Here is a 14,982-nt window from a genome sequence, read left to right as displayed (position 1 = left end):
AAACGCATGATGTGCGTGACGGCGCTCGCGCGTTTTTGCATACGCTTGCGAACAGGTTATCCTTGCCCTGATTGATCTCAGGGCAGGGGAGTGATGAGACGGTCGAAACAGTCTGAAACATCCCATGGCACGGCGGCCGGCCAGTTGCCGGTCGACGCCAAGCTGGTGGAGACCTATGCGCTGACCCGGCGCGAGGGCGAATGCGCGACGCTGCTGCGCTATGGCGTGGCGGCGGCGGACCTGCCGGAACGTCTCGCCGTGTCGAAATCCACTCTGCAGAAACATCTCGGCTGTTTGCGCCAGAAGATCGGCGTCAAGTCTACGCAGGAACTGATCGTCTTCCTGATGCAGACCGATGCGGACGACAATATCGCCGCCTATCATTCCTGGCCGCCTGTATCGGTCTCGCCGCTCAAAGACGCCGCCACAGTGAATCTGCGCTATAGCGCGCTCGCCGAAGCTTGCCGCGGCAAGCTGCAGCTTATCGAAATGCTTTCCGTGTTGCGCGACCATCTCGCCGGAGACTTTGGGGCGCGATACATCTTTTACAGCTATTCGCCGCTGTCGGTGTGCGGGCTTGTGCGTGATGATGTGTTGCGCGTGACGCTGGCGCCGCCATCCGTTGCGAGCGCGTTGCAGGCCGCCGGCCCGACACTTGAAAGTCCTTCGGCGCAAAAGCTGTTCGCCAAGCCTGACGGCTTCGCTTTTGTCGATGGCCGCTCTGACGACTATGAACAGGCCTCCGCCGGGGTGAAAGCTTTTTACGATGCCTGCATGGAAGACGGCGTGCGTTACGGCGTGTCTTTCGGCTTTCCCAGCGGCGGCGCCTTTGTCGGCGTTTCGGTGAGCCTTGATGAGAGCGTTGAAAATGCGGGCGCGCTGGTGGATGCGCGCGGTGAAGAAATTCGCGCCGCCGCCATGGTCATGCATAATTGCGCCTGGACCTATGGCGCGCTCGCCGCCGCCTATGGGCTGACCATCCGCGAGCGCGATGCGCTGAGCTATCTGGCGCGCGGACTTCGCGCGGTCGAGGCGGCGGCGGAGATGGCCATGTCGGAGCGCGCGCTCGGCTATCTCCTGATCGGCGCGCGCCAGAAGCTGAACGCCGCCACCAACGCCGAAGCGATCTGCAAGGCGGCGGCCGCGAATATTCTGGTGTTTCGCTAGCGATTTTGCCGGAACCGGAAGGGTTCTGGCGCCGAGCGCCAATATTCACTCCAGCAATAGCGGTTTAAATTCAACGCATTCGGATCATTTCGATCCGGATGATCGGTTTTGCCCTTCACGGGCATGGGGGAGTATATGCGAATATTTTTGAGTGTCGCCGCAGCGCTGGCGGCGTTTTCAGCAATGGCGAAGGCGGCGCCCGTCACAAGCTTCGCCGGGCTGGAAGTCTCCATCGGCGTGACCGTGACGGACGATGGGGATTGCGATTCCAGCTGCGCCAATCCTCTTTATGCCGGCAGTAGTTTTGATGCGTATCTGATCGGCGCCAATACGGCGACGGTTGGCGATGGTCACGAATTCCATATCGGCCTTGCCTATTACGACTCGCCCGCTACAGGCGGAGCGGTAGGCTTCCTTGACTTGTATATTGATATTCTTCCGGACGGCACGATCATCGCCGCGGCGCCAGTGTCCTTCACGGCATTGTCATTTTACCTCGAAGAATATTCGTTCGATTTAAGTTTGTCGTTTATCGACCCCGCCATCGAGATTTTATCGGCGACAGGAGTGGGGGCGCCCCAGCGCGGGAGCGCGATCGTCTCGGGCCTCGACCCGATCATCTGGTCTTTCGTCAGTGAATCGAATACGACATTCGGCGGACAGCTCTTTAGCTTAAGCTCTCTGCAAGCGGCTCTGTGCTGCGGCTCCGCTCATCCCTCAATCATCCTAAGCGCAGAACAAATGGCCGTTGCGCCGCCATCGGAGGTGCCGCTGCCGGCCGCCGCGCCGTTATTGCTCGCGGGGCTGAGCGCATTTGGCTTTGCTGGGCTGCGACGCAAGCGGAAATAAATTCGGCGCGGCGTTCACCAGAACGCCGCCGCCAACTTTCTGGTGTTTCGCTAGCGATTTTGCCGGAACCGGAAGGGTTCTGGCGCCGAGCGCCAATATTCACTCCAGCAATAGCGGTTTAAATTCAACGCATTCGGATCATTTCGATCCGGATGATCGGTAATGCGTAATACCTGCATGGGGGAGAATATGCGGATTTTTCTGAGTTTTCTGGCGGCGATGACCGCATTGTGCGCGGCGGCGAGCGCTGCGCCGCTCACCAGTCTGAACGGCACGGAAATAAAACTCGGTGTGAATGTCACATCGGACGGCCGGGCTTGTCCGGACCTTTCATGTTATCAGAGTGCGCCTTATGGGCCGCTGACAGTGTCGCTCGCCAGCGCCGACACCGCGATCATCGGCGACGGCCCAGAGTTTATTCTTTATATAACGGGGTCGGGGATTTACGGCCCCTCATCCGGTTATCTCAATATCGACATTCTCGATGACGGAACCATTCGCGCCTACGCCCCGACGCAGTTCGCCGTCGGCAGCTCGCGCATGGCCGATTTCTCCTTCGATCTGACCTTCGAATTCAGCGATCCGTCGATCGAAGTGCTGACGGCGGCGACGGCGGGCGATCTCGCGCGCGGCGATACGTCGGTCTCGGGCGTCAATCCGATCATCTGGACATTCATGAATGAGAATGACAACTCATTCGGCCAGGTCATGACTTTTGGGCAGGAAAACGGGCTCATTCCGTCAGTCGTATTCACTGCGCAGCAAGATGTGATGCCGCCGACATCAGAAGTGCCGCTGCCGGCCGCCGCGCCGTTGATGCTGGCGGGGCTTAGCGCATTTGGTTTTGCGGGGCTGCGACGCAAGCGAAAGAAATAAACTGGCGGGCGGCGTTCGCACTAACGCCGCCTACCGCAAACCCGCCTAAAGCAGCATCGGCTTCAGCCACACCGAAATGTAGTTCGGAAAATAAAACGCGGATGCAGAGATCAAGGCGCCCGCCGCCAGCATGATGATCCAGTGAATGGGCGTCGGAAGTTTGCGCTGGTCCGGCGCCGCATCGAAATTCGCCAGCATGAAATTCGAGATCGCCAGCAACAAGGCGATGACTAGCCCGCCGGGAATAATCCAGGCCGCGCGTTGCAATGCGGATTCTGTTGCGCCTTCGCCAACCATCATCTCGGCGAGCACGACAACATAAGCGACGATGAATAGAAGTATTCGAAACCCGAACATAAATCTCCTCCCGCGCAATGCCGGTGGAGACTAAACGATATTAACCAGTAGTGAAAGGACGCGTGCTTGCGCTGAAACGCGAATGAACGCTCGCTTTTCTCAATTGGCGCGGGCGGTTATTCCCCGGCGTCGACCAGCGCTTTCAGCTTGTCGTAAATTTCCGGGTTGGCCGCGAGGATGGAGCCGGAGGACAGGAAGTCCCGGCCGCCGTCAATTTCGGTGACAAGGCCGCCCGCTTCGCGGATCAGCGCTGCGCCGGCGGCGACATCCCAGATATTGAGATCGCGTTCCCAGAAACCGTCGAACCGTCCGGCGGCGACCCAGGCGAGATCGAGCGCCGCGGCGCCGAAGCGGCGCACGCCGGCGGTTTTTTCAAGCACGCGTTCGGCTTCTTTCAGGGCGCGTTCGCGGCCCGGGCGTCCGGCGAAAGGCAATCCGCAAGCGAACAGACTGGCGGAGAGATCATCGCGGCCCGAGACGCGCAATCGGCGATCATTTAAATAAGCGCCTTCGCCTTTCTCGGCCCAGAACAGCTCATCCGTCGCCGGATTGAAAATGACGCCCGCATAAGGCTGGCGATCGCGCTCCAGCGCGATGGAGATGGCGAATTGCGGCACGCCGTGCAGAAAGTTGGTGGTGCCGTCGAGGGGATCGACGATCCAGCGATTGGAATTGTCGCTGCCTTCGATCTCGCCGCGCTCTTCCATGATGAAGCCGTATTTTGGCCGGGCCTTTGACAGCTCTTCGAAAATATCCTGCTCGGCCTTGTGGTCGGCGCGGCTGACGAAATCGGCGGCGCCCTTGCGCGAGACCTGCAGCGCCTGGGTCTCGCCGAAATCTCGGGTCAGCCCCCGCGCGGCCTTGCGGGCGGCGTTAATCATCACGGTCATCAGGGCGGAGGCGTGGGTCATGGAGGCCTTCTTGGGAGCTTGCAGATCTTTAAGGATTGGGCGCGCACCATACGCCGCGGCGCCGCTTGTGCAAGTCCTTATGGCGGCGCGGTTTTGCGCCTTTTTCGCCGATCCGGAGAAAGTCCGGCCGTCCTGTTCCGGGACGCCCCTGATAGAGCCCCGTGACTGAGACTATGACAGAGATTGCGCCATCGCTGGAAGAGAGCCCGTCGCTGCTGGGGCGCATTGCCCGCGGTGCGGCGTGGATCATGGGGGCGGGGCTGGTCGCGCGCCTCCTTGGCGCGGTCAACACGATCATCATCGCGCGGATCCTGGCGCCCGACGATATCGGCATTGTGGCGACGGCGACGATCACCATGCAACTGCTCCACGGCGTCTCCGATATCGGCGTCAGTCAAGCGGTGGTGCGGTTTCGCGACGCCGACCGCGATGATCTCGATACCTTGTTCACCCTGTCGGCGTTGCGCGGGCTGTTGATCGGCGCGGTGTTGTTCGCCGCGGCGCCCTTGGCTGCGAAATTTTATGGCGACCCGCGCCTGTTCTGGGCGTTCGCCGGCATCGCCGTCTTTCCGGTGCTGACCGGCCTGATCAATCCGCGCTTTTACGAGTTTGAGCGCGATCTCAGTTTCTCGCGCGAATTTGCCGTTACGGTCATCAACCGGCTCGCCGGCGTTGCAGTCTCGCTCGCCATCGCCATCACCTTTCGCACCTATTGGGCGATCATCGCGGGGATGGTGACCAGCGGGCTGGTGCAACTGGTTCTGTCTTACGGCATGCGTCCGCATCTGCCGCGCATCGGGTTCAAATCCTTTTCTAAAGTGTTCGGCTTTTCCGGCTGGCTCGCCGGAGTGAGTTTCATGGCGGCGCTCAACAACAAGCTCGATGTGCCGCTGCTGACGCGCTTCGCCGGCGCGGGCGGGGCAGGCGCGTATTTCCTCGGCATGCAGCTTTCCGAAACCGCCGCCGGGCAGATCGCCGGGCCTTTGACCCGTGCGCTTTATCCGGGCCTTTCAGAAATGCAGGGCGATCCGGCGCGCATGCGCGCGGCGTTCCTGAAGGGCGTCGAGGCGCTGGGCGTTTTTGCGATGCCGGCGGCGTTCGGGCTTTCCTTTGTGGCGGGCGATTTCACCCATGTGGTGCTCGGCGAAAAATGGCGCGCCGCCGCTCCCGCGATCGCCTTGCTGGCGCCGGTAATCGGATTGCAATCCCTGTTCTTTGCAACGCAGTCCTATGCGGTGGCGCTCGGACTGACGCGGCTGGTATTCTTCCGTGAGCTGATCTTCTTCGCCTTGCGCATGCCGGTGTTCATCTGGGCGGCGGTCCAGCACGGCTTGCAGGGCGCGGTTATCGCGGCGGCGGCGATGGGGCTGGTTCATGTGGGGCTCAATCTCGCTTTGTTTGCGCGGGCCGGCGGCGGCGCCTTCTGGGCGCCGCTGTGGAGCGCGCGCCGTCCGATCGTCGCTGTCGCCGCCATGGCTTTATGGTTTTTGATGTTGCGCCCGGCCGCGGCGCCGATGGAGACGGTTTCGCCTGTCTTGCGTCTCGGCGCGGATATTTTTTGCGGCGGCGCAATTTACGCCGCCGCGCTTTGGGCGGGCTGGCGCGCCGAAGGCCGCCCCGACGGTGTGGAGGGGCGGGCCCTTTCCGCTTGCGCCGCCCTGACGAGACGCTTTTTTTAAAATTGGACAGACTGCTGCACGCCGTGGTTTCTTGGTCGCGCGCGCTCGGCTAAGAAGGACATTCGCGACGACGCAACAGAAGGAAAGTCCGCACTATGGCCGACCCCGCGCCGCTTGATCCGCAAAAAGCCGCCGCAGCGGCGTTTCGATTGCTGACGGAAAATCCCTTATTCAAGGTGGGCGAGGCGGAAATCCGCGGCAATGTCTATCGCGTGTTCGAGAACGCCCCGGCGAGCCTTGCGGCGCTTTTCGCCTATGGGGCGGCGACCCATGGGGACAAGGAATTTCTGATTTTCGAGGACGAGCGGATCAGCTTCGCTGAGCTGTGGCGGCGCGCCTGCCGATTGGCGCATGGCCTGCAGGACGAGCTTGGCGTCAAGCAGGGCGATACGGTTGCCCTCGCCATGCGCAATTATCCCGAATGGTGCGTCAGCTATATGGCGGTGATCTCCCTCGGCGCAGTGGTCGTGCCCCTGAACGCCTGGTGGAAAGAAGAAGAGCTGCATTACGGACTGAAAGATTGCGGCGCGAAGATCGTCATCGCCGACAAGCGGCGCCTGCAATTTATTTTACCGTGCAAAAAAGATCTTGGCCTGACCCTGGTGCTGGCGCGCGAAGAGGGCGAGGGCGCGGATTACCGCTGTGAAGACCTGATCGCGAACGCCAAAAGCGAAGCGGCGCCGGCGCCCGACATTCATCCCGATGATGATTTCTGCATCGTCTATACGTCGGGGTCGACCGGCAATCCCAAAGGCGTCGTCCTCACCCATCGCGGCGCGATTTCGACCCTGTTTTCCTGGTCTTTCGTCGCCTCCGTGCTGAAGGAATTGCGCGATGGCGTCAGCCCTTTTGGCGACAATCCGGGCATCCTGCTGGCGATCCCGCTATTTCACGTCACCGGCTCCCATTCGATTTTCCTGCTGTCCTTTCTGGTCGGCCGGCGCATGGCGATGATGTATCGCTGGGACCCGAAAGAGGCGGCAGAAATCATCAATCGCGAACAGCTTACGAACTTCGTCGGCGTCCCGAGCCAGTCCTTTGAACTGATGCAGGCGGTGGGGCCGGAAGGCTTGCCGAGCCTGCTCGATATCGGTTCAGGCGGGGCGAAGCGCCCGGCCGATCAGGTCAAGCAAATCTCCGCAAAATTCAAAGTCGGAAAACCATCATCCGGCTACGGATTATCGGAAACCAACGCGCTGGGCAGCGTCATCTCCCAGGGCGATTATCTTGCGCGTCCCGATTCCACCGGCCGCGCCGTGCCGCCGGTCACCGACATCAAGATCGTCAAGGACGGCGCGGAGGTTCCGCGCGGCGAGGTCGGCGAAGTCTGGATCAGAAGTCCGGCGAATTTTCGCGGCTATCACAACCTGCCTGAAGAAACGGCGAAATCGATCACGCCCGATGGCTGGTTCCGCACCGGCGATCTCGGCAAGCTGGATGCGGAGGACTATCTCTATATTGTCGACCGCATCAAGGATCTGATCATCCGTGGCGGAGAGAATATATCCTGCCTTGAAGTCGAAAATCGCGTCTATGAGCATGGAGATGTCGCCGAAGCGGTGGTGTTTTCCGTACCCGACGAGGTGATTGGCGAACGGGTCGGGCTTGTCGTGCTGCCCAAGGCCGGCCAAACGATCGACGCCGCCGAATTGCGCGATTTCCTCGCCGAGGAGCTGGCGGAATTCAAAGTGCCGGAGCGGATCTGGATTTCACCGACATCCCTGCCGCGTCTTGGCACTGCGAAATTCGACAAGATTACAGTGCGCAAGATTGCGTTACAGCATCCGCCGGCATTCAGCGCCTGACCGGGCTTGCCGCACTGCATCAAAAGCTTGCGCCCGGCGAAAAAGGCGGAGACAAACGGTCTCGAATTTCGCTGGAGACCTGGTGTGCTGCAACTTCGGCCCAATTGTGAATTGTGCGACAAGGACTTGCCGCCTGACGCCGCCGATGCGCGCATCTGCACTTACGAATGCACCTTCTGCGCTGATTGCGTAGACAATGTGCTCTTCAACGTATGTCCTAATTGCGGCGGCGGCTTTGTACCGCGTCCCATACGGCCAAAGACGCCGCGCCGGACGGGCGTTTGTCTTGTCAATCACCAGCCATCGGACAAGCGCGTGCACGCAAAATATTCGCGCGAGGAAATCGACGCGTTCGCCGCCAGTCTCAAACACATACCGCCGCAAGAGCGATAAACCGAAGGAAGGATGCGCCCATGAGCGACCTTGAAGCTTTCCGCGCCGAAGCGCGCGCCTGGTTGGAAGACAATTGTCCGCCGGAAATGCGCGACGGCGCCGGCGGCGAGGAAAATATTTGCTGGGGCGGCAAGCGCTGGAGCTTCCAGTCCGACGCGCAAAAGATTTGGCTCGAGCGCATGGCGGCGAAGGGCTGGACCGTGCCCGCATGGCCGAAAGAATATGGCGGCGCCGGGCTTTCTAAGGATGAAGTGAAAGTCCTCAAGGCGGAAATGCGCAAGCTCAAATGCCGCTCTCCCCTGGAAAGTTTCGGCATCTGGATGCTCGCCCCGGCGCTGTTGAAATACGGCACGCATGAACAAAAGGCGCATTTCCTGCCGCCCATCGCGCGCGGCGAAATCCGCTGGTGTCAGGGCTATTCCGAACCCAATGCCGGGTCCGACCTCGCCTCCCTGCAATGCAAATGCGAAGATAAGGGCGATGAATGGCTGATCAACGGCCAGAAAATCTGGACGTCCTACGCCGATGAAAGCGACTGGATTTTCGTGTTGGTGCGCACCGACCCGAAAGCAACCAAGCATACCGGCATCAGCTTCATTCTTGTCGATATGGATCAACAAGGCGTATCGACAAAGCCGATCAAACTGATCTCCGGCAAGTCGCCCTTCTGCGAAACCTTCTTTGACGATGCGACCGCGCCGAAAGAATATGCGCCGGGCGTCTCCGCCATTGTCGGCGAGATGAACAAGGGCTGGGATGTTGCGAAATATCTCCTCACTCATGAACGCGAAATGATTTCCGCCGGCGGCGGCGGCATGCTGGGCGGGCGCGGCATGGGCGAAGTCGCGGCGCAGGAGATCGGGCTTGAACATGGCAAGCTCGCCGACCCGCTACTGCGCGCAAAAATCGCGCAAGCCGAGATCGATGGCTGGGCGTTTTTGCTGACGCTTGAGCGCATGAAGGATGAAGCGAAAGCCGGACAAGGCGTCGGCGCCAATTCATCAATGCTGAAATATTACGGCACCGAGTTTAACAAGCGCCGCTTTGAAATCTTCATGGATATTGGCGGCTCCGACGAACTGGAATGGGAAGGCGAGCGCACCAAGGACGGCAAGCTCGCCAAGGGATGGCTCAGAACCAAAGCCAACTCGATCGAAGGCGGCACCTCTGAAGTGCAGCTCAATGTCATCGCCAAACGCATTCTCGAACTGCCCGGCGCATAAAATGTGTACACGCCGTCCATCCTTCGAGACGCAAATCCGCCTTCATCCTGAGGGCGCTCGCGGAAGCGAGCGCGTCTCGAAGGGCGAAGACGGATTTGCTCCTCAGGATGAAGGTTGTTTGTTCGTCTGCGAAAAGGAATAGCAGAATGCCCTTAGTGCTTAATGAAGAACAGGAAATGCTGCGTGAGTCGGCGCGCGGGTTTCTCGATGAAAAAGCGCCGGTCTCGGCCTTGCGCAAATTGCGCGATACGAATGACGCAACCGGTTTCGATCGCGGTCTCTGGAAAGAGATGGCGGAAATGGGCTGGGCCGGCATTCTGGTGGATGAAGACCATGGCGGCGCCGATTTCGGTTTCGTCGGCGCGGGCGTCATCGTCGAAGAGATGGGCCGCACCCTGACGGCTTCGCCATTTCTGTCGACTTCGATATTGGCGGCGACGGCCCTGAAAAAACTTGGGTCCGATGCGCAGAAACGAGCGAACCTGCCCAGCATCGCTGCGGGTGAAACCCTGTTTGCGCTTGCGGTGGATGAGCACAGAAAACACGGGCCCGCGAAAATCGCCATGGCGGCGGAAAAAAGCGGCAACGGGTTCAAGCTTTCCGGCGACAAGACATTCGTCGCCGACGGTCATGTGGCGGACAAGATTATTGTTGCGGCGCGCACCGCCGGCGCCGCCGGCGAGCGCGACGGGCTCAGTCTTTTCCTTGTCGATGCAAAGGCGAAAGGCGTTTCGGTTGAGCGCACGCAAATGGTCGATAGCCGCAACGCCGCGCGGATCAAATTCGATGGCGTCGAGGCGACCGGCGACGATGTGCTGGGCGAGGTCGATGGCGGCTATATGGCGCTGGAAGGCGTGCTCAATGCCGGGCGCGCCGGGCTGGCGGCGGAAATGTCCGGCGCGGCGCAGCAGGCTTTCGCAATGACCGTGAGTTATCTCAAAGAGCGCAAGCAATTCGGTTCGGAAATCGGCAGCTTCCAGGCGCTGCAACATCGCGCGGCGCATTTATATTCGGAAATCGAGCTGGCGAAATCGGCGATCTTGAAAGCCCTGCAAGACCTTGATGAGCATTACGGCATGGCCGGGCTGATCTGTTCGCTGGCGAAAGCGAAAGCCGGCGAAGTCGCCAAGCTCGCAAGCCAGGAAGCGGTGCAAATGCATGGCGGCATCGGCATGACCGACGAATTCGATATCGGATTTTACATGAAACGCATTCGCGTGGCGCAGGAAATGTTCGGCGATTCAGCTTTTCACGCCGACCGTCTCGCGCAAATGCGCGGTTACTGATAGAAGCGGCGCGCCACGAACAAGGAGCCTTCCATGCCATTTACGACGCCTGACAAAATCGCGGACTTCATCGGCAAGGAGATTGGCGTTTCCGACTGGATCACGATCGATCAGGAACGGATCAACCAGTTCGCCGATGTGACCGAAGATCACCAGTTCATTCACATCGATCCGGAAGCGGCGGCGAAAACGCCCTTTGGCGCGACCATCGCCCACGGGTTTTTAACGCTCTCCATGTTGTCGAAACTGGCCTCGGGCGCCGTCATTGTTTTTGAAGGCGTCAAGATGGGCGTCAATTACGGCTTTGAAAAGGTCCGCTTCGTGACCCCGGTGAAATCCGGCCAGAAAATACGCGGGCGCTTCACCTTGATGTCGGCCGACTCCAAAATCCCCGGCCAGTGGTCGTTGAAATATGCGGTGAAGGTTGAAATTGACGGCGAAACGAAACCTGCGCTGGTCGCTGAATGGCTGACCATGCAATTCGTGTAAGGATTGATCATGTCTGAGCATGTTGCGGAAATCGTCTGGAAGCGCGAGACCGAAAGCTTCGCCTATGATGACTATAACCGCACGCATATCTGGCGTTTTGACAATGGCGCGGAAGTAAAGGCTGCGGCCGCGCCGGCGTTTCTGGGCGATCCCGCCTGCGTCGATCCGGAAGAAGCTTACACCGCGTCGATATCAAGCTGTCACATGCTTACCTTTCTCGCCATCGCTGCCCGCAAACGGCTGACGGTCGACGCCTATGACGACAAGGCTGTCGGGCATCTGGAGAAAAATGCGCAAGGACGCCTCGCCATGACGCGGGTTGAGTTGTTTCCGAAAATTGTCTTCGCCAAAGGGGTTGCGGTCGACCGGCCGACGCTCGAAAAGATGCATCATGACGCGCATGAAGCATGCTTCATCGCCAATTCGGTGAAGACGGACATCACTGTCGAGATCAGGGAGTAGAATGTGACGATCAGATATGACGGAAAGGTCGCTATCGTAACCGGCGCCGGTAATGGTCTCGGCAAATCCCACGCGCTGGCGCTGGCCGCGCGGGGCGCGAAAGTCGTGGTCAATGATCTCGGCGGCGCGCGCGACGGCAGCGGCGGCTCGCTCTCGGCGGCGGAAGAAGTGGTGAACCACATTAATGCATCAGGCGGCCAAGCCATCGCCGACGGCGCGAATGTGACCGACGAGGCCCAGGTTGCCGCCATGGTCAAAGCAGCCATGGATAAATGGGGCCGCATCGACATTCTCGTGAACAATGCGGGCATTTTGCGCGACAAGTCGTTCCACAAGATGACGCTCGAAGATTTCCGCGCGGTGATCGACGTGCATCTGGTGGGCTCGGCGATCTGCACCCATGCGGTCTGGCCGATCATGCGCGAACAAACCTATGGCCGGGTGATCTTCACCTCGTCGCCTTCGGGCCTGCACGGCATTTTCGGGCAGGTGAATTACGGCGCGGCGAAGGCGGGTATGATCGGCCTGATGAACGCGCTGCATCTGGAAGGCGCGAAATACAACATCAAGGCGAATGTGATTTCGCCGTCGGCGAAGACGCGCATGACCGAAGATCTGGGCATTCCCCAGCCGATCCTCGATCAGATGACGCCGGAAGCGATCACGGCGGCGATGCTTTTCCTCGTCGGCGAAGACGCGCCGTCGCGCTCTATTGTGAGCTGCGCGGCGGGCGGCTATTCGCGCGCTTATGTGGTCGAAACTGACGGCGTATATTTGCCGCCGGAAAAACAGACGCCGGAAGAAATTGCGAAAAACTGGGATGAAATCTCTTCGACTGCGGATGTGCATTATTACGACACGTCATCGGGTCCGAATATGAACTTCATCGCCAAGGCCCAGGCTTACGCGAAGAAATAGGCATAGGCGGAAAAGCAGGACAACGAAAACGGCGAGCCGATGTTTCTGATTGCGCGCATCGATATGCGTAAGGGGGCTGAAACGGAATGGTTTGTCGCGTTTTCGCTGGACATTGAACAAGTGCAGGTGACGCGCGCGCGCCAACATGCGCGGCGCTTCAAAACCGAAAGCGACGCTTTGTCAGTCAAGGACAAGGTCTCGGCGATTGCGCCGGAATTTACATGGAAGATCGTCTCGGCGTGAATACACGCGCCCTTGACGCAACAAGGAGCATATCATGAGAGAAGCCGTCATCGTTTCAACCGCCCGCACGCCGATCGGCAAAGCCTATCGCGGCGCCTATAACAACACCACATCGCCGGCGCTTGCCGCGCACGCCATGAGCAATGCGATTGAGCGCGCCAAGATCGAGCCAGGCGAAGTCGAAGATGTGGTGGCCGGCGCGGCGCTGCAAATGGGCACGGCGACGCCGAACGTTGCGCGGCTGGCGCTGTTGCGCGCCGGGATGCCGCACACCGTGCCGGGGCAATCGCTGGACCGGCAATGCGCGTCGGGCATGATGGCGATCGCGACGGCGGCGAAGCAGGTGATCTCTGACAATATGCAAGTGGCCATGGGTGTCGGCGTTGAGTCGATCTCCATGAACCAGACCAAGAACATGTTCGTGCATCCCGATCCGTGGCTGCTTCAAAACCTGCCCGCCACGTACATGCAGATGATCGAAACCGCCGAGATTGTCGGCGAACGCTATAATATTTCCCGCGAAGTGCAGGACGCCTATGCGCTGCAATCGCAGCAACGCACCCATGCGGCGCAACAGGCGGGCAAGTTTGACGACGAGATCGTGCCGCTCGCTTCCGTCATGAAATTCACCAACAAGGAAACCGGCGAAACTTCCGACGTTGAGGTCAATCTCGCGAAGGATGAAGGCAACCGGCCGGAAACCACGCTGGAAGGCTTGAACGGGCTGAAGCCGGTCTTCAAAGGCGGGCAGGTCATCAAGGAAGGCAAATACATCACCGCCGGCAACGCCTCGCAATTGTCTGACGGCGCGAGCGCCGCGGTTGTGATGGAAGCGAAAGAAGCTTCCAAACGCGGGCTTTCCCCGCTCGGTATTTATCGCGGCATGGCGGTCGCGGGCACCAACCCGGACGAGATGGGCATCGGCCCTGTCTTCGCCGTGCCGAAGCTGCTCGAAAAATTCAATCTCAAAATGGACGATATTGGTCTTTGGGAACTGAACGAAGCTTTCGCGGTGCAGGTGCTTTACTGCCGCGACAAGCTCGGCATTCCTGATGAACTGCTCAACGTCAATGGCGGCGCGATTTCCATCGGCCACCCTTACGGCATGTCCGGCGCGCGCATGGTCGGTCACGCGCTGATCGAGGGAAAACGCCGCGGCGCCAAATATGTGGTCTGCACCATGTGTGTCGGCGGCGGCATGGGCGCGGCTGGGTTGTTTGAGGTGGCGTAAGCGTTGTTGCGACGCCAGCAATAATTTTGTCATCCTGAACTTGATTCAGGATCCACCAGCGAGCGATGTGTTTTATGGTGGGTCCCGGATCAAGTCCGGGATGACGGATCTGCTTTATGCCAGTTGACCCCAAACCCATCCACGCACTCATCCGCGAAGTGCCGAAAGGCGAGGTCGCGAGCTACGGCATGATTGCGAGCCTCCTGCCCGGCGTCGGCCCGCGCATGGTGGCGCGCGCCATGCGTTCCGCGCCTGACAATTTGCCATGGTATCGCATCGTCACCGCATCGGGAGCGCCCGCTGATCATTCGGGCGCAGAGGAACAAAGACGGCGCCTTAAGGACGAAGGCGTCGCCTTCAAGAAAAACGGCGCAGTCGACTGGGCGCAATCGCGCTGGAAAGGCCCCTCCCAAAAGTGGATCGAAAAAGCCGGGCTGGACATTGAAACCGCGATGGAAATCATCGCGGGCTGGCGGCGCTAAGCGGCGCTGGTCTTGTTCCTCTCCGCCATGATAGGCTGCGCGAGCCTTCAAACTGGGGAGAGTTTTATGATCAAGGCGATATGCCCTGCAATAATCGCAGGGGTGCTGTTCGCGTCCGCATCCGCGCAGGCCGGACTCAATTCCTATCTTTATGTCACAGGTGAATCGCAAGGCGATATTGACGGCTCGGTCACCCAAGCGGGCCGGGAGAACTCAATTGAAATCTACGGGTTCTCGCATGAGGTGATCTCGCCTCGCGATGCGGCGTCGGGGCGGGCGACCGGCAAACGCCAGCATTTGCCTTTCACCATCAAAGCGCCGATCGACAGATCGACGCCGCTTTTGTTCAACGCGCTTGCGACGAATGAAAACCTGCCGCAAGTCACCTTGCGCCTTTATCGGCCGAGCCGGTCCGGCAAGGAAGAGCAGTATTATACGATCGAGCTGGTGAATGCGACGGTGTCTTCCATCAAGAAAGAAGCGGGCAAGGAAGCGCGCGATCCGCATTTGATGATTGTCAGCTTCGCCTACCAGCAGATAACTGAAACCTGGGAGGATGGGGGCATCATGGCGCAGGACAGCGCGGTCACAACTCGGCGATAGGGCTTGCG

Annotated in this window: 17 protein-coding genes; 15 read left to right on the top strand and 2 right to left on the bottom strand. The window is 59.8% G+C overall.

Annotated elements, in window-relative coordinates:
* Nucleotides 1–93: 93 nt before the first annotated feature.
* The 3 genes from AC0L8G_RS19905 to AC0L8G_RS19895 all read left to right on the top strand — a co-directional run bounded on the left by AC0L8G_RS19905 (nt 94) and on the right by AC0L8G_RS19895 (nt 2,892).
* Nucleotides 94–1,167, top strand: coding sequence for a helix-turn-helix transcriptional regulator (locus AC0L8G_RS19905; protein ID WP_473385916.1), 1,074 nt, complete (start codon nt 94–96; stop codon nt 1,165–1,167).
* A gap of 183 nt (nt 1,168–1,350) precedes the next feature.
* Entirely contained in the window at nt 1,351–2,016 is a 666-nt protein-coding gene (locus tag AC0L8G_RS19900) for a hypothetical protein (protein ID WP_473385915.1), read from the top strand.
* Nucleotides 2,017–2,205: 189 nt separating this feature from the next.
* Nucleotides 2,206–2,892: a VPLPA-CTERM sorting domain-containing protein gene (locus tag AC0L8G_RS19895; RefSeq protein ID WP_473385914.1), complete on the top strand. Its 687-nt coding sequence runs from the start codon at nt 2,206–2,208 to the stop codon at nt 2,890–2,892.
* Between the two features lie 45 nt (nt 2,893–2,937).
* Here the strand turns inward: AC0L8G_RS19895 and AC0L8G_RS19890 are convergent, their stop codons facing one another.
* A complete protein-coding gene (locus tag AC0L8G_RS19890) occupies nt 2,938–3,249 on the bottom strand; it encodes a hypothetical protein (protein ID WP_473385913.1) in 312 nt (103 codons plus the stop codon).
* Between the two features lie 116 nt (nt 3,250–3,365).
* Nucleotides 3,366–4,160 carry an inositol monophosphatase family protein gene (locus tag AC0L8G_RS19885; protein WP_473385912.1) on the bottom strand — a complete coding sequence of 265 codons (795 nt, stop codon included), beginning with the start codon at nt 4,158–4,160 and terminating at the stop codon, nt 3,366–3,368.
* A gap of 161 nt (nt 4,161–4,321) precedes the next feature.
* Between AC0L8G_RS19885 and AC0L8G_RS19880 the strand changes: the two genes are divergently transcribed.
* The 12 genes from AC0L8G_RS19880 to tssD all read left to right on the top strand — a co-directional run bounded on the left by AC0L8G_RS19880 (nt 4,322) and on the right by tssD (nt 14,974).
* On the top strand, nt 4,322–5,839 hold the full coding sequence (locus AC0L8G_RS19880) for a lipopolysaccharide biosynthesis protein (RefSeq protein WP_473385911.1): 1,518 nt from the start codon (nt 4,322–4,324) through the stop codon (nt 5,837–5,839).
* A 95-nt stretch (nt 5,840–5,934) separates the two neighbouring features.
* Entirely contained in the window at nt 5,935–7,644 is a 1,710-nt protein-coding gene (locus AC0L8G_RS19875; RefSeq protein WP_473385910.1) for a class I adenylate-forming enzyme family protein, read from the top strand.
* Nucleotides 7,645–7,728: 84 nt separating this feature from the next.
* Entirely contained in the window at nt 7,729–8,037 is a 309-nt protein-coding gene (locus AC0L8G_RS19870; protein ID WP_473385909.1) for a DUF1272 domain-containing protein, read from the top strand.
* Between the two features lie 20 nt (nt 8,038–8,057).
* Complete coding sequence (locus AC0L8G_RS19865; protein ID WP_473385908.1) at nt 8,058–9,260, top strand: acyl-CoA dehydrogenase family protein; 1,203 nt, start codon at nt 8,058–8,060, stop codon at nt 9,258–9,260.
* A gap of 146 nt (nt 9,261–9,406) precedes the next feature.
* Nucleotides 9,407–10,546, top strand: a complete 1,140-nt coding sequence (locus AC0L8G_RS19860) for an acyl-CoA dehydrogenase family protein (protein WP_473385907.1) — start codon at nt 9,407–9,409, stop codon at nt 10,544–10,546.
* Nucleotides 10,547–10,579: 33 nt separating this feature from the next.
* Nucleotides 10,580–11,035, top strand: coding sequence for a MaoC family dehydratase (locus AC0L8G_RS19855; protein WP_473385906.1), 456 nt, complete (start codon nt 10,580–10,582; stop codon nt 11,033–11,035).
* 9 nt (nt 11,036–11,044) lie between these two features.
* Nucleotides 11,045–11,497 (top strand): OsmC family protein, encoded by a 453-nt coding sequence (locus AC0L8G_RS19850; RefSeq protein WP_473385905.1) that lies wholly within the window; start codon nt 11,045–11,047, stop codon nt 11,495–11,497.
* A 3-nt stretch (nt 11,498–11,500) separates the two neighbouring features.
* On the top strand, nt 11,501–12,415 hold the full coding sequence (locus tag AC0L8G_RS19845; protein WP_473385904.1) for an SDR family NAD(P)-dependent oxidoreductase: 915 nt from the start codon (nt 11,501–11,503) through the stop codon (nt 12,413–12,415).
* Nucleotides 12,416–12,454: 39 nt separating this feature from the next.
* Nucleotides 12,455–12,658: a hypothetical protein gene (locus AC0L8G_RS19840; RefSeq protein ID WP_473385903.1), complete on the top strand. Its 204-nt coding sequence runs from the start codon at nt 12,455–12,457 to the stop codon at nt 12,656–12,658.
* A gap of 34 nt (nt 12,659–12,692) precedes the next feature.
* A complete protein-coding gene (locus AC0L8G_RS19835) occupies nt 12,693–13,889 on the top strand; it encodes an acetyl-CoA C-acyltransferase (protein ID WP_473385902.1) in 1,197 nt (398 codons plus the stop codon).
* A 116-nt stretch (nt 13,890–14,005) separates the two neighbouring features.
* Nucleotides 14,006–14,371, top strand: coding sequence for an MGMT family protein (locus tag AC0L8G_RS19830; RefSeq protein ID WP_473385901.1), 366 nt, complete (start codon nt 14,006–14,008; stop codon nt 14,369–14,371).
* A gap of 66 nt (nt 14,372–14,437) precedes the next feature.
* Complete coding sequence (tssD, locus tag AC0L8G_RS19825; RefSeq protein ID WP_473385900.1) at nt 14,438–14,974, top strand: type VI secretion system tube protein TssD; 537 nt, start codon at nt 14,438–14,440, stop codon at nt 14,972–14,974.
* The last annotated feature ends 8 nt before the right edge of the window (nt 14,975–14,982 follow it).

Source organism: Hyphococcus sp. D3-15 (genome assembly GCF_055809375.1).
Note: the sequence above shows the minus strand (reverse complement) of the source record. Positions and strands in the feature narration are given on the sequence as shown.

Excerpts from the sequence above, each read along its gene's own strand:
- AC0L8G_RS19830 (WP_473385901.1), top strand. The coding sequence starts at position 14,006 with ATGCCAGTTGACCCCAAACCCATCCACGCACTCATCCGCGAAGTGCCG.
- AC0L8G_RS19900 (WP_473385915.1), top strand. The coding sequence starts at position 1,351 with ATGGCGAAGGCGGCGCCCGTCACAAGCTTCGCCGGGCTGGAAGTCTCC.
- AC0L8G_RS19890 (WP_473385913.1), bottom strand. The coding sequence starts at position 3,249 with ATGTTCGGGTTTCGAATACTTCTATTCATCGTCGCTTATGTTGTCGTG.
- AC0L8G_RS19895 (WP_473385914.1), top strand. The coding sequence starts at position 2,206 with ATGCGGATTTTTCTGAGTTTTCTGGCGGCGATGACCGCATTGTGCGCG.
- AC0L8G_RS19875 (WP_473385910.1), top strand. The coding sequence starts at position 5,935 with ATGGCCGACCCCGCGCCGCTTGATCCGCAAAAAGCCGCCGCAGCGGCG.
- AC0L8G_RS19840 (WP_473385903.1), top strand. The coding sequence starts at position 12,455 with ATGTTTCTGATTGCGCGCATCGATATGCGTAAGGGGGCTGAAACGGAA.
- AC0L8G_RS19905 (WP_473385916.1), top strand. The coding sequence starts at position 94 with ATGAGACGGTCGAAACAGTCTGAAACATCCCATGGCACGGCGGCCGGC.
- AC0L8G_RS19850 (WP_473385905.1), top strand. The coding sequence starts at position 11,045 with ATGTCTGAGCATGTTGCGGAAATCGTCTGGAAGCGCGAGACCGAAAGC.
- AC0L8G_RS19855 (WP_473385906.1), top strand. The coding sequence starts at position 10,580 with ATGCCATTTACGACGCCTGACAAAATCGCGGACTTCATCGGCAAGGAG.
- AC0L8G_RS19885 (WP_473385912.1), bottom strand. The coding sequence starts at position 4,160 with ATGACCCACGCCTCCGCCCTGATGACCGTGATGATTAACGCCGCCCGC.
- AC0L8G_RS19865 (WP_473385908.1), top strand. The coding sequence starts at position 8,058 with ATGAGCGACCTTGAAGCTTTCCGCGCCGAAGCGCGCGCCTGGTTGGAA.
- tssD (WP_473385900.1), top strand. The coding sequence starts at position 14,438 with ATGATCAAGGCGATATGCCCTGCAATAATCGCAGGGGTGCTGTTCGCG.
- AC0L8G_RS19835 (WP_473385902.1), top strand. The coding sequence starts at position 12,693 with ATGAGAGAAGCCGTCATCGTTTCAACCGCCCGCACGCCGATCGGCAAA.
- AC0L8G_RS19860 (WP_473385907.1), top strand. The coding sequence starts at position 9,407 with ATGCCCTTAGTGCTTAATGAAGAACAGGAAATGCTGCGTGAGTCGGCG.